The 13,910-nt window shown below is 43.4% G+C and carries 11 protein-coding genes; 9 read left to right on the top strand and 2 right to left on the bottom strand.

Going from position 1 to position 13,910, the window contains the following annotated elements:
• Window positions 1–111: 111 nt before the first annotated feature.
• The 7 genes from AC1RM2_RS14650 to AC1RM2_RS14620 all read left to right on the top strand — a co-directional run bounded on the left by AC1RM2_RS14650 (window position 112) and on the right by AC1RM2_RS14620 (window position 6,319).
• Window positions 112–501 carry a hypothetical protein gene (locus AC1RM2_RS14650; RefSeq protein WP_492985875.1) on the top strand — a complete coding sequence of 130 codons (390 nt, stop codon included), beginning with the start codon at window positions 112–114 and terminating at the stop codon, window positions 499–501.
• A 233-nt stretch (window positions 502–734) separates the two neighbouring features.
• Window positions 735–1,913, top strand: coding sequence for an acetyltransferase domain-containing protein (locus AC1RM2_RS14645; RefSeq protein ID WP_492985874.1), 1,179 nt, complete (start codon window positions 735–737; stop codon window positions 1,911–1,913).
• 413 nt (window positions 1,914–2,326) lie between these two features.
• Entirely contained in the window at window positions 2,327–2,908 is a 582-nt protein-coding gene (locus AC1RM2_RS14640) for a Crp/Fnr family transcriptional regulator (protein WP_492985872.1), read from the top strand.
• 144 nt (window positions 2,909–3,052) lie between these two features.
• Entirely contained in the window at window positions 3,053–4,021 is a 969-nt protein-coding gene (locus AC1RM2_RS14635) for a zinc-binding alcohol dehydrogenase family protein (protein ID WP_492985871.1), read from the top strand.
• Between the two features lie 65 nt (window positions 4,022–4,086).
• On the top strand, window positions 4,087–4,716 hold the full coding sequence (locus tag AC1RM2_RS14630) for a Crp/Fnr family transcriptional regulator (protein ID WP_492985870.1): 630 nt from the start codon (window positions 4,087–4,089) through the stop codon (window positions 4,714–4,716).
• A 98-nt stretch (window positions 4,717–4,814) separates the two neighbouring features.
• Window positions 4,815–4,985 carry a DUF1059 domain-containing protein gene (locus AC1RM2_RS14625; RefSeq protein WP_147054390.1) on the top strand — a complete coding sequence of 57 codons (171 nt, stop codon included), beginning with the start codon at window positions 4,815–4,817 and terminating at the stop codon, window positions 4,983–4,985.
• A 125-nt stretch (window positions 4,986–5,110) separates the two neighbouring features.
• Window positions 5,111–6,319: an acyltransferase family protein gene (locus tag AC1RM2_RS14620; RefSeq protein ID WP_492985868.1), complete on the top strand. Its 1,209-nt coding sequence runs from the start codon at window positions 5,111–5,113 to the stop codon at window positions 6,317–6,319.
• Between the two features lie 24 nt (window positions 6,320–6,343).
• Here AC1RM2_RS14620 and AC1RM2_RS14615 read toward each other — a convergent pair whose 3' ends face one another.
• A complete protein-coding gene (locus AC1RM2_RS14615) occupies window positions 6,344–7,033 on the bottom strand; it encodes a LytR/AlgR family response regulator transcription factor (RefSeq protein WP_492985866.1) in 690 nt (229 codons plus the stop codon).
• Window positions 7,034–7,329: 296 nt separating this feature from the next.
• Window positions 7,330–8,823: a sensor histidine kinase gene (locus tag AC1RM2_RS14610; protein WP_492985865.1), complete on the bottom strand. Its 1,494-nt coding sequence runs from the start codon at window positions 8,821–8,823 to the stop codon at window positions 7,330–7,332.
• 470 nt (window positions 8,824–9,293) lie between these two features.
• Here AC1RM2_RS14610 and AC1RM2_RS14605 point away from each other — a divergent pair, with 470 nt between their 5' ends.
• Both AC1RM2_RS14605 and AC1RM2_RS14600 read left to right on the top strand, forming a co-directional pair.
• Window positions 9,294–12,290, top strand: coding sequence for a SusC/RagA family TonB-linked outer membrane protein (locus tag AC1RM2_RS14605; RefSeq protein WP_492985864.1), 2,997 nt, complete (start codon window positions 9,294–9,296; stop codon window positions 12,288–12,290).
• A 23-nt stretch (window positions 12,291–12,313) separates the two neighbouring features.
• Window positions 12,314–13,903: a RagB/SusD family nutrient uptake outer membrane protein gene (locus AC1RM2_RS14600; protein ID WP_492985863.1), complete on the top strand. Its 1,590-nt coding sequence runs from the start codon at window positions 12,314–12,316 to the stop codon at window positions 13,901–13,903.
• Window positions 13,904–13,910 lie beyond the last annotated feature (7 nt).

The following is a 13,910-nucleotide window of genomic DNA, read 5'->3' as shown; positions in this document are numbered from 1 at the left end:
TTAATATACAAAAACATATATTACCCACAGTTGAAAACGGCAATATATAATTATATTTTTTTTCGGCACGCCGCTTGTTGCCTATATTATGGATATTTAATAATTAGAAAAATGAAAATTATTTTAACCATGATATTATTGAGCGCCCTGTTAAGCGCCTGCGAAAATGGAAGCGGAAACCCACCGGTAGATATTGAAACTAACGGCGGGTTAAACGGAGTTGAAATTGTGGAAACCAGCGATAAATATGATGTTACCGAAGGCTTGTATTATGTGCAGGCAACTATAAAAGCAACTGGTAAACAGGTGTTTAGAAATGTTTATGTAGATGCTACCTATTACAATGCCATGGGCCACGTGGTGGCGCAATCAAAAGGCGAAGCCGATTTGGTATTAAACCCGGGCGATAAGGACGTTGTTGAAACGGCTTGTTTTTTTCCAACATCATCAGATATGCCTACCAGGGTGGTGTTAACTACCAGGGAAGAGTACTCGAAGTAATTTTTCCTGTTGGGTTTGGCAAAGCAACCGGCGCTTGCCCGGGGAAATTTTGCCCGAGAAAGTCGACTTTTCGTTGGTTATTTCCCTCCCCAAAATACCCCAAAGATGTGATGGCCTATTTTTAAAAACCAAGGTAACTTGCAAATAGTTTATACCGGATAATAGGCGCTGCTCCTTTGTTTAACGGGCCGGTTGTTTGGTATGCTCCATAGCCAAATAAACACCACAGTACCATGACCGCCACAGCAGTAAGCCCGGTAAAACAACGCATAGCATCAATTGATATTTTACGCGGCGCGATCATGCTGATTATGGCGATTGACCATGCGCGGGATTATTTTCATTTGGGCATTCCAGATGCAACCAACCTGGCTATCACTACGCCGTTTTTATTTTTCACCCGGTTTATAACTCATTTTTGTGCGCCTACCTTTGTGTTCCTGAGCGGCATATCGGCTTACCTTGTGGGTACCCGGCGTACTAAGCGCCAGCAAAGCTCCTATCTCATTAAACGGGGGATCTGGCTCATTTTTGCGGAGGTTGTTATTATAAACTTCGCCATGACGCTCGATGTTGGTTACCATACCCAGGTGTTCCAGGTAATTTGGGCTATTGGCGGCAGCATGATAATCCTGGGGCTGCTGGTATACGCGCCACTGCCGATTATCGGCATTATTGGTGCAATCATATTTTTGGGCCATAACATACTTGATATAATAAATGTGGGCCCTGTTGGCCAAACACTCTGGTTTAAACTGATCCTATCATCAAATGGATTTGGCAACTGGTGGCCTTACGGCGCTGGCCGCAACCTGATTTTGGCCTACGCCCTTTTACCATGGACGGGCGTTATGCTTATAGGCTATGTGTTTGGCTCGTTGTACCAAAAGCAGGTGGATGCTTTCAGGCGGCAAAAAGTATTGTTTTTTACAGGCTTAGGGCTGTTATTATTGTTTGTGATATTAAGGACATTCAATATTTACGGCAACCCGGCCCCATGGTCGGTTCAAAAAACAATGGCTTTGACTATTATTTCGTTTTTAAACGTGAGTAAATACCCCTGCTCGTTGCTATACCTGTGCCTAACTTTAGGCGTATCGACAATTGTATTGGCGTTTACAGAAAATGTAAGCAATAAGGTTACATCCATATTGATGGTTTATGGGAACGTGCCATTTTTTTACTATGTATGCCATTGGTACCTTCTCCGTATAATCAGCCTTATTGCGTTTCCTTTGCAGGGGTTTAAATTAAAAGATGTGATAAGTTTTGATCCCCCTGCAACCTTTGGTTATTCGCTTGGCGGCGTTTACCTCATCTGGCTTTTTGTTATTGTTGTTTTATATTTTCCCTGCCGGTGGTTTGGCAAATACAAAAAAACGCACACGCATTGGTGGCTAAGCTATTTGTAAAAGATTCTTTTTTTGTAGGGCGCATCACATACGTAAATCCATGCCACCTTGATGGGCTTCACCATCATCAGGGCAACCGCATCTAAATAGCTAATGGAATGAGCTTATGGCGTCGGGAAGAAACTACACCTTTGTTTTTATTTGGCTGGCCTTGGTTAAATGATACAGCTACCAAAGAACCTTGTATCTACCAACAGCAGGCACAAGTATTTGGATTCGTCTAAATTGCGCGCTCAGTTTAGTGTTAACTATGATGAAATATAAAATATTGACTATCAGTGGTTTGTAAATATTTATCTGAAATATGTTAAGTTATGTTAACCCAATTACATGCGTTTGCCCAGGCTCCACCAGCCGGAATGGTTTGTTGTAAATATCATTCAGTATATTAGTGCCTCGTAATATAATATGTAGTGTCTATCAACAAACTCCTTTCCTGTTTCGATAAATACCTGCCCCTTGATGAGGAAGAAAAGGCCGACCTTGCCCAACGGGTAACCGAACGGAAAATTAAACGTCGCCAATTTATTCTGCAGGAAAACGACATCTGCCATCATTATACCTTTGTTGCTGAAGGCTGTTTCAAAAAATTTCAGGTTGATAAAAAAGGGACTGAGCATAACCTGCAGTTTGCGGCTGAAGGCGACTGGCTAATGGAGATAGATAGTTTTTATTTTGAAAAACCCAGCCGCGTTTATATTGAGGCCATTGAGCCGGCTGTTATTTACCAGTTAAACAAGGCCAACCTTTTTCACCTGTTCACCAACAACCCCAAATTCGACAGAAATTTCAGGGTAATTGTAGAGGATCGTTTTGTTGAGCAGGAAAACCGTATCCTGCAAACTATCAGCTCAACAGCTGAAGAGCGTTACCTGTCGTTTATTAAGCAATATCCCCATTTATACCAGCGCCTGCCAGGCACGCAGATAGCCTCGTACCTGGGCATTACCCCCGAGTTTTTGAGCAAGGTGCGTAAAGACATCGCCAGAAAATAACGACATCCTTAAACTACATTAAGGGTATTTCTTAAGCTACTTTATAGGCAAATCCCCGCTTGTACCGCCACCTTTGTGCAGCAAAAGCGAAGAAGTTACCAGGACAAGTATCGGCATTTAAACGCTCCTAAAAACTAACAACACATGAAAGCAGCAGTAACCCTACAACCCGGCATGCCCGGAGTTATACAGATACAGGATTTACCCATACCAGCAGCAAAAGAAGGCTGGGTGTTAATTAAAATAAAGGCCTTTGGCTTAAACCGGTCGGAGTTGTTTACACGGCAGGGCCACTCGCCGGGTGTTATGTTCCCGCGCGTACAGGGTATTGAATGCGTAGGCGAGGTGGAGCATGATCCATCGGGTACTTACCAGAAAGGCCAGAAGGTAGCAGCCATAATGGGCGGTATGGGCCGCGAATTTGACGGCGGTTATGCCGAATATACCCTTGTTCCCCAAACCATCGTTTTTCCGTTTGAAAGCGATTTGCCATGGGTGGTGCTTGGCGCCATCCCTGAAATGTTTCAAACCGTTTCGGGCTCGTTGAATGAAGCGTTGGAAATTAAAGCAGGAGAAGCATTGCTCATTCGTGGTGGTACATCGTCTATCGGTATGCTGGCCTGCCAGCTGGCGAAAAGTATGGGGCTGACAGTGATTTCAACTACCAGGGATGAAGCTAAAGTTCTCCACCTTAAAGAAAACGGCGCCGATCATGTGATCATCGACGATGGCGATGTTAATTCAAAACTTCAGCAAATATATCCGCAGGGCGTTGATAAGGTGTTGGAACTGGTTGGTATTGCCAGCCTTAAAGACTCGCTGAAATGCATCAGGCCCAAAGGCATAGTTTGCATGACCGGGATACTGGGCGGCAGCTGGACGATGAATGAATTTACCCCGATGGGCGATATACCGTCACTCGGCCGCCTCACAGTTTATATGGGCGATGCCGCCAACCTGCATAAAGACCACTTACAGGAATTTATAGATGCGGTAGCCGGCGGAAAAATTAAACTCAACGTTGATAAAGTGTTTAAGCTTAACCAGGTTGCCGAAGCGCACACCTATATGGAAAGCAATCAGGCAAAAGGGAAAATTGTGGTAGAAATTTAAAGCGATATGGCTGTAAAGCAGGCTGATAATTGTAAATTAGGTGGTATGTTTTAACCTGAAGCTTTATGAGTAACACCAGCGATTTCCTTGCCAAAATCCCGTTTTTTTACGAGCCTGAATTTAAGGCCGAACTACAGGAACATGCCAAAGTGATGAGCTTTAATAAGGGCGATGTAATTGTGCGCGATGGGCAGTATGTAAAGTTTTTGCCTATTGTTATTAAGGGCGCCATCAGGGTATTTCAGCAAAAGGAGGATAGGGAGTTTTTGCTTTACTATGTAAAGGCCGAAGAAACCTGTACCATGTCGCTTGCCGCAGCTTATTTCAATAATAAAAGCACATCGCACGGAGTAGTTACCGAACCAACGGAGGTGCTCATATTCCCGGCCGGTTTGATAGATCAGTGGCAGCTCAAATACCCGTCATGGAACAGGTACGTAATGAATATTTTCAGGAAGCGGTATGATGAGCTGATCAGTAATTTTGAGGTGACCGTTTTTGAGCATATTGATGTACGGGTGATGGAATACTTAAAAAGCCGGGCGCGAGATGAGGGCAGCAATTCGGTTCATTTTTCGCACCAGCAACTGGCCGATGAATTGGGCACAACCAGGGTAGTAATATCACGGATATTAAAGGAATTTGAACGGCAGCAAAAAATAAAGCTATACCGCGGCCGTATAGATATGCTTTAAAATAAATTTTTGCCTGTGTATCTTTTGATACCGTTTTGAGGGAATGTACGCTTGTAGTTTTGGTGTAATAAATAATCACCCTTAAAACAATCAAAATTATGAAAACACTACACTGTGCCGATGCCGGCTTTACCTGCGATGCTGTTGTAACTGCAAACACCGACGAAGAAGTATTAACAATTGCCGCCGAGCACGCCCGCACCGTTCATGGCACCGAAGTAACACCCGAAATGGCCGAACAGATAAAAACGCTTATCAAAGAGGCTTAACAGGATACGCCCTTATTGATAAATGCCCCGTTTGGGTAGACAACCCATTCGGGGTATTATTTTTTGCGCCGGGCGCTTTAAAATCAAGCAATTATCGATATTGCATGTAAATAAAATCCTGGCAAATGAAAAACTCTCCTGCGGCAACTGAAACGGCAAAAACCGGCGGCGGCCGGCTAATTTCGGTTGATGCATATCGTGGCTTTGTGATGATGCTGATGATGGGCGAGGCACTATCATTTAAGGAGGTTTATAGCAAACTGCCCGGCAGTGCGTTTTGGAGTGTGCTGGCTTTTAATCAGGATCATGTTGCCTGGGCCGGTTGTTCGCTACATGATATGATCCAGCCCTCGTTTTCGTTTTTGGTTGGCCTTGCTTTGCCTTTTTCAATAGCCGGCCGCATGGCTAAAGGCGATAAGTTCCTGGCATTGTTAAAGCATGCTTTGCTGCGCTCGGTTATACTTATTGCCCTGGGCATTTTTTTGCGGTCCATGTGGTCTAAACAAACGTATTTTACTTTCGAAGATACCCTTACCCAGATAGGCCTGGGATACACCTTCCTTTTTTTACTGGGGTTTTGCAGGCAACGGATTCAAATTATTGCGCTCGTTGTAATTCTTGTAGGGTATTGGGCGGCTTTTGCAGCATACCCTTTGCCTGGCGGTGGTTTTGATTACGCGGCGGCGGGTGTACCCCAAAACTGGGAACATAATTTTACTGGCTTTGCGGCGCACTGGAATAAAAACACCAACCTGGCCTGGGCTTTTGACCGCTGGTTTTTAAACCTGTTTCCCCGCGAAGCCTTCTTTACTCACAACAATGGCGGTTATGCAACACTCAGCTTTATACCCACCCTTGGCACCATGATTATTGGCCTACTTGCCGGCAACCAACTGCGTAAGGGCACTGCGCCGTTTGTAGTGGTTCGCCGTTTTGTGTTAACCGGGATGGGTTTTATAGCCATTGCTGCCTTATTACATTTTACCGGTATCGCTCCCATTGTAAAACGCATCTGGACACCCGGGTGGGTATTGTTTAGCGGCGGATGCTGCTTTTTGCTGCTTTCCTTTTTCTACGGTGTTATTGATGCAGCAGGGCACAAAAAATGGCCGCTGCTGCTGGTGGTGATAGGCACAAACTCCATAGCGGCCTACGTGCTGGCCGATGGCTTTGGCTCCTTTATCAGGCAGAGTTTATATATTCACCTGGGCCGAAACTACGATGTGATTTTTGGCGATGCTTACAGTACAGTCATTAAAGGCGCGCTTGTGTTGCTTATACAATGGCTTATCCTGTTTTGGATGTATCGTAAAAAGATATTCATTAAAATTTAACCAGGATTTTGGTAGTTGCCCGTGTTAATAAAACTCCTGCATGCACTGTGCGTAAGTAGCCCCAATGGGTATGCTGTGCTCGTTGATATTGATTTGCGCCTTGTCAAATCCACTGATTTTATCGCGGGCTACTATAAAAGCCCGGTGTGTGCGGATAAATTTTTTGGCAGGCAGCATCAGCAACATATCGGTAATGGTTATCCGGGTACTTAGTGAGCCGCCGCCCTGCAGGTATATTTTGGTATAGTTGCCGGCGGCTTCAATAAATAAAATGTCATTCAGTTTAACTTTAATTTGTTCGTACCCATCTTTTATAAATATAGAAGCTGATTCTTCTTCACCTCCGCTGGTTTTGTTGCGCAAAACATACAACTCGTGGACTTTATTACAGGCCTTTAAGAAACGGGGCAACGAAAACGGTTTAAGCAGATAGTCAACTGCATCCAGCTCAAAGCTTTTTACAGCATGTTCAGAATACGCGGTTGTGAAAATAACCATAGGCGGGTTGGCAATGCTGCTTAAAAAATCAATTCCGTTGATGTCGGGCATTTTAATATCAAGGAATAGTAAATCTGTTTTGTTTTTTTGCAGATAGGTTAGCGCATCAAATGCATTGGTAAATGTTTCCTTCAGCTCAATAAAGGGAACTTTGGCTGCGTGCGCTTTTACTACGTCGAGCGCTATGGGTTCATCATCAATGGCAATGGCTATCATCCTTTAAAATTAATTATTATATAGCAGCTAAAGCAGCATGCGCAAACAGGGAAATCGCGTTTAAGATTTCATGATCAACTATATTGTGCTATACAGATATCAATGGTATCAAGTTAATAGGTTTTTCGCGCAAAGACGCTAAGCCGCAAAGAAAAAATAAGCAAATCACTTTGCGTCTCTGCGCGAAATAAATTTTATAAGCCTTAAACGCGATTTCCCTGAATGCACAAAGTTTAAAGCTAACACTTGATTTTATATTTGATAAAAGGAATATATGTGAAATTAATGAATAGATTCTATATAGTATCCAGCTGCACTGTCAGGTGAATAAAAAACTCTTTGGCGTTTTCGCGGATAACCAAATCGTGCCGGTTGGGGTAAAGTAGCGAAAGCCTTTGTTTTACGTTTTCCAATCCAATGCCGCTTTGCCCTTTTTCGGGGTCGTTATCATGGCGTATGTGGATGCTGTTGTGTACATCAAAGTAAAGTGTGTTGCTATCGGTTTGAAGGGTAACTTTTATATGCGATGGGTTTTGCAGGCTTATGCCATGTTTAAAAGCATTCTCCACAAACGGAATCAGCAGCATGGGGGTTATCATGAGCATGCCCTGGTAGTCCTCAATCTGGCTTTCTATGATTACGGCCGATGAGGTAGATGTACGCAGCTTTTGCAGCAGGATATAATTTTTAAGATAGTCAATATCCCGCGATAGCAGGATCTTGTCGCGCACGTTTTCTTCCAGCATAAAACGCATCATATCGCCCAGTTTCTGAATGCCTTCGCTGGTGCGTTCGGCATTTTCCTGCAGGGCGGTGCCATACAGCGTATTTAGTGCGTTGAATAAAAAGTGCGGGTTAATCTGCGATTTTAAAAAGTTAAGGTTAGCGTCGGATTGACCAAGTTCGGTTTTAAGGGTTTTAATTTCTTCGTCTTTTTTAGCGTTGCGCCTTTTGTAAATATTACGGGCCAGCGGCATTACAATAAACAACTGTGTTAAAAAATTAAGGAAAACCAAAGTTCCGATATTTCCTCCGTCGCCAGTATCAATAACCAGCACATAGATGGCCTCTGGCCTGCTTAATCCGCTGCCGCCACCTCTTAGGGACGAGCTCATAAAATACACCACAATGGACGATAGTAATGCAAGCAAGAACATGCGGAGGAAATAATAAAAAATATTCTTGTTTTTTAATTTTTCGTTTGGCAATAGCACATATACGGCATATAAGTATAATACAATAGCCACGGCCACATCAAACAAAATATAAAAGCGCAGTATAACCGGAGCGGATACATACAGCAAACCATTGGTAATCAATATCCACGATGCGGTGAGCAAAGCCGCTTCATAATACAAGGCGCTTTCTGTGTTTTGGCGGTTTCGGTTAAAATAAATGAACAAAATTTTAAACGCCAGTAATGCTGTAAAATAAATGCTGGTAATACCCACCAGGTAGCAGAGCACGATAAAAATAAATATGAACAGCGATCCGTTTAATGCCGATCCGCCTTCGCCTTCAAAAGCCGGGGCGAGGTAAAAGCAAAGCAGCAAATAGATAATAAATGTTACCAGATAACTAAACAGCACCGGCATAAGGGTATTGCCCAATTGCGGTGGAGTGCCAACCTGTTGGCCTGCCCCAATCATGTTATTTACGGCTATTATTTGATTTTCCCGAACGATGTCAAATATCGAAAGCAGCAGCGCTACAATAATACAGCCGGTTACCACCCAAAACTCAATCCGGGTTACATCGTTTTTAAACTTGAAGGTTATTTGCTTAAACATTGCTTTTGTGATTTAAGGTATACGTGTTTACCGGTACAATGGTACAAAAGCTATTTTGCCCAATTATTAAAATGTGATAAACCATCCAAAAAATGTGACGAACGCCGTTGCCCGGCCGGCTTTGGAGTTGCCGCCCCGTTATAGTACCCCCTCCCCACTACCTTCGCGACTCGGTTTAGTGTAACATTTACACCCGTTAAAAATCTTTTAAAGCATTGTTAATCATTAGTTAATGCTGGCCGCTTGCAAAATGCTTGTATTTTTTTGCATTTATCTAAAAAACAGCTATAAATTCATTTATTTTGCTTGCACAACCAATTATTTACCTGGCCTCCATTTGCCGATAAGTTAACAACAATTTTATCTCATGCTAACAACATAAGCGTTTTTTTGCACAAAAATATCGCCGGCTAATATTCTTTGGGCCGGCAATCATCTTACACAAAAGGGTATAAAATTAAATCAAGACTATGAAAAAAAACTACAGATTCATTTTAAGGCTATTTTATGACGCACGGCAAGTGGCCACACTGCTGCTTTTTATGCTGATAGCCTCTGCAAGCGCATTTGCTCAAAGCTCTCCAATCAGGGGTACCGTTACCGACGAAACAAATGCCCCCCTGCCCGGCGTTGTGGTAACTGTTAAAAGTACAGGCAAAGCTACCACAACTAACAGTAACGGTGTTTACCAGGTAACTGTAAGCGGCGCTGATGACGTTTTGAAATTTACGTTTTTAGGCTCGGTGCCTAAGGAAGTAACCGTAGGCGGCAAAACCGTTGTAAATATTACTTTGGTAACCGATACCAGACAGCTTAAGGATGTTGTGGTTATTGGTTATGGTACAGCAAGCCGTAAGGATGTAACCGGAGCCATTACATCGGTAAAAGCCGAAGATTTTAACCAGGGTGTATTAACCACTCCTGCCGAGCTTTTGCAAGGTAAGGTGGCCGGCTTAAACATTACCAAAAGTGGTGACCCTAACAAACAGCCTGCAACTATTTTAAGGGGACCATCTACCCTGCGCGAGGGTGCTGCACAACAGCCGTTTTATGTGATTGACGGTGTGCCCGGCGCTTCTATCGATTTGCTTGCGCCAGCGGATATCGAAAGCATTGATGTGTTAAAAGATGCATCGTCAACAGCTATTTACGGTTCGCGTGCTGCAAACGGAGTAATTATAGTTACTACCCGTAAAGCAAAGGCTGGCCAAACCAGGTTAACCTACAGCGGTTACGGCGCTATGGAAAATGTATCAAAAAATATCAAAATGCTTACCGGCGATGAACTACGCCAGTACCTGGCAGATAATGGTGTAAAAGCCCTGGCCAAGCCTATTGATGACGATGGTTCAAATACCGATTGGCAAAAACTTGCCGAAAGAACAGGTTATTCGCAAAACCACAACCTATCATACGGTGGCGCGGGTACCAGCTCTGATTATGGTGCAAGCGTAAACTATTTGAAAAACAACGGCATCCTGAAAAATACCAGCCTGGAGCGTACTATTTACAAAGGCTATATTAACCAGCGCTTTTTTGATGACAGGCTTAAACTAAGTTTAAACCTAACCAACAGCACAACCAAAAGCGATGATATTATTCAAAGCCAGGTGCTATCGGCCATTTTGTTTTACCTGCCTACGGTAAGCCCTTTTAATCCGGATGGCAGTTACAAAGAAAACTACACCCGTACGGGTAGCGGTACATTAAACCCGTTATCGTTAATTAACAACAACTTTACCAAGACCAACGATAGCAAAACCCTGATAAACGGTAGCGCCCAGGTTGACATTTTAAAGGGACTGAAATTTACACTGAGCGGATCGACCCAAAAAGATCAGAACAATGTAAACCTTTATTACAACAGCAAATCGGGTTTGGCCGTTGGTGCAAATGGCGTAGCCAACCGCAGTGCTTACACCAATACCAGCAACGTGGTTGAGGCTTATTTTAATTACGATAAAGTTTTTGGCCAGCACTCCATTAAGGCATTGGCGGGTTACTCGTACCAGCAGGAGCGTACCAACGATGGTTTTGGCGTGCAAACCCAGGGTTTCTCAAATGACAATTTAACGTATAACAACCTGTTCCTGTCAAACCCTTCCAACTTGTCTCAAATTCAGTTTAACCCTAATTATATTTCAACATTAAGGTTAATATCTTACTACGGCCGCGTGCAATACCAGTTTGCAGAAAAATACCTGTTACAGGCTTCTATCAGGGAAGATGGTTCATCGGCATTTGGTTTAAACCAGCGCCATGGTTATTTCCCGGCAGCATCAGTAGGGTGGAAAATAAGCAGCGAAGATTTCATGAAATCTATACAGGTTATAAGTGATTTGAAATTAAGGGCAGGTTACGGCGTATCTGGTAATAGCCTTGGTTTTGATGCTTTTACCGCGCAGTTAATTTACGGTATCCCTCCGGGCGGCGGCAAGTTTTTAAGTAATGGTAACATAACCAACCCTATTGGTCCCGTACGTAATGATAACCCCGATTTGAAATGGGAAAGTACCGCCACTACCAACATCGGTTTGGATTTTGGTTTGCTTAATAACCGCATTACAGGTTCGGTTGATTATTACATCAAAAAAACATCCGATTTGATTTATACCTACCCGGTATCAACAACACAATATTTTTACCCTTTGTATACAGCCAACGTAGGTAAAATAAAAAACAGCGGTATCGAGGTTGTGATAAACGCTATCCCCGTAAAAACCAGAGATTTTACATGGCGTACATCTTTCAACGTATCGCATAATAAAAACGTGGTAGAAAGTTTATCAAACGATAAGTTTGCCATAAACTATATCCAAACCGCGCAGTTAGGTGGTAAAGGCCAATCGGGCAATTTCAGCCAGATTGTTCAGCCTGGTTATGCAATTGGTACCTATTACTTATGGCACTACTTAGGTAAAAATGCCGATGGCGTAAGCACTTACCAAAAGGCCGATGGCACAACCACTGCATCGCAGCCGCTTACTACAGATCAGCGTATTACCGGCAACGCGCAGCCTAAACTGGTTTATGGTTGGAGCAATAGCTTCTTTTACAAAAACTTTGATTTAAACTTCCTGGTTCGCGGCGTGTATGGCAACCAGATTTTAAACGCTACACTGGCATCGTTAAACAACCCTACCGATTCAAAACTGCAAAACATACCACAATTTACCAAAGGCGAATCATTTAAAGATATTAATGGTTACCTGGTATCTGACCGTTTTTTGGAAAGCGGCTCATACCTGCGTTTAGATAATGCTACTCTGGGTTACACTATTAAACCGCATGTCCAGGCCATTAAAAGCCTGCGTTTTTATGCATCGGGCAATAACATTTTTATCATCACCAAATACCGTGGAGTTGACCCCGAAATTAACATTGGCGGCTTAACCCCCGGCATTGATAATAAAGATTTTTACCCTAAAACACGCACGTTCAGTTTAGGTGTAACAGCATCATTTTAAAAAATTCAGCTAAATATATACAGATGAAAAAGATATTCATATTATGCGCGGCGGCAATTGCCATTATGGGCGCATACTCATCATGCACAAAATTAGATGTACCAGTCGAGTCGCAGTACGTTAAAACAAATTTCCCGGTTACCGATGCCGATTATAACGCCTTGTTGGGTACCATTTACTCCAACCTGTCATCGCAGTACGCTGTGCCTTACTGGCGCATGCAGGAGTTATCAACAGACGAGGCAATTTTACCCGCCCGCGATGGTAACTTTGACGATGGTGGCCAATACAGGCAATTACACTACCACAGCTGGACGTTTGATCATCCAAACGTTACCGGGATATGGCAGTGGGGCTTTGGCGGTGTAAATACCTGTAACCGTATCATCAGCGTAATTAATGCCTCATCATCGACACCGGCAAAAAAAACAGCCTCAATTGCCGAAGTAAAGGCGATGCGTGCTTTGTACAATTACTACATGATGGATTTGTATGGCAACGTACCTATAATTGCCGATTTCCCTGTTACTACTTTACCCGCTACGCAAACCCGCGCCAAAGTATACCAATACATTGAAAGCGAATTGTTGAGCATTGTACAGCAATTGCCAGCTAAAACAAGTAGTAACGCCACGTTATATTATGGCCGCCCAACCAAAGCCATGGTTTTTGCATTGTTGGAGAAGATGTATTTAAACGCCCAGGTTTACACAGGTACCGCCAACTATACCGGCGCGGTTGCCATGGCCGATAGCGTTTTAAAGAACAACAACTACAGCCTTGATTTAAAATATCGCGATATATTTTTACCAAACAACGGCCCGCAGATTAATGAAACCATATTTGCTATCCCTTATGATCAGCAAATTCCGGGTAACCAGTTTACAAGGTTCGGCTTTTTTTACTACCTGGTAAATGCCTACGGCTTTAACGTAGGCTTAAGTATAGCCATGAGCACCACGCCCGAGTTTTACAATAGGTTTAACCTGCCTAATGATGTGCGTTCAAAAACATGGCTGGCCGGCCCGCAGTATTACCCTGATGGCAGTGGCGGTTTCACCACGCAGCCGGTTTATTACCCCGGCACAACCACCCAGATTTACCTTGAGCCAAAATTAACTTTGGTACCTGGTAAACCGATGGATTTAGGCAACACAATAGCTAGCCAATCAGAAGGTGTGCGTTCATTAAAGTACTATCCGGATGTTAACATTATACAAGCCACACGCTTAAACGGTAATGATGTACCTGTTTTGCGTTTGGCCGATGTTATATTGATGAAAGCCGAAGCCATTTTGCGTGGCGCACCTGCAACCGTAGTTAACGGCGAGTTGCAAACCCCCGATGTTTTGATAAACAAGATTCGTACACGTGCAAACGCGCCTACAGGTGCGGGCTTTACTTTAGATGATTTATTGGACGAGCGTGCCCGCGAGTTTTCATGGGAAGCATGGCGCCGTAACGACTTAATTCGTTTTGGTAAGTTTGAGGTAGAGTACCCGCTGCCAAATGACGTGCTGAGCATGAATAAGGATATAACCCGCAGGCTTTACCCAATACCTGCCACAGAGATTAAGTTAAATCCTAACCTGGTTCAAAACCCTGGTTATTAATATTTGT

This window comes from Mucilaginibacter sp. GW822-FHT03E02, assembly GCF_058801545.1.
The sequence above is the reverse complement of the archived record's forward strand: the minus strand, read 5'-3'. Positions and strand labels throughout refer to the sequence as shown.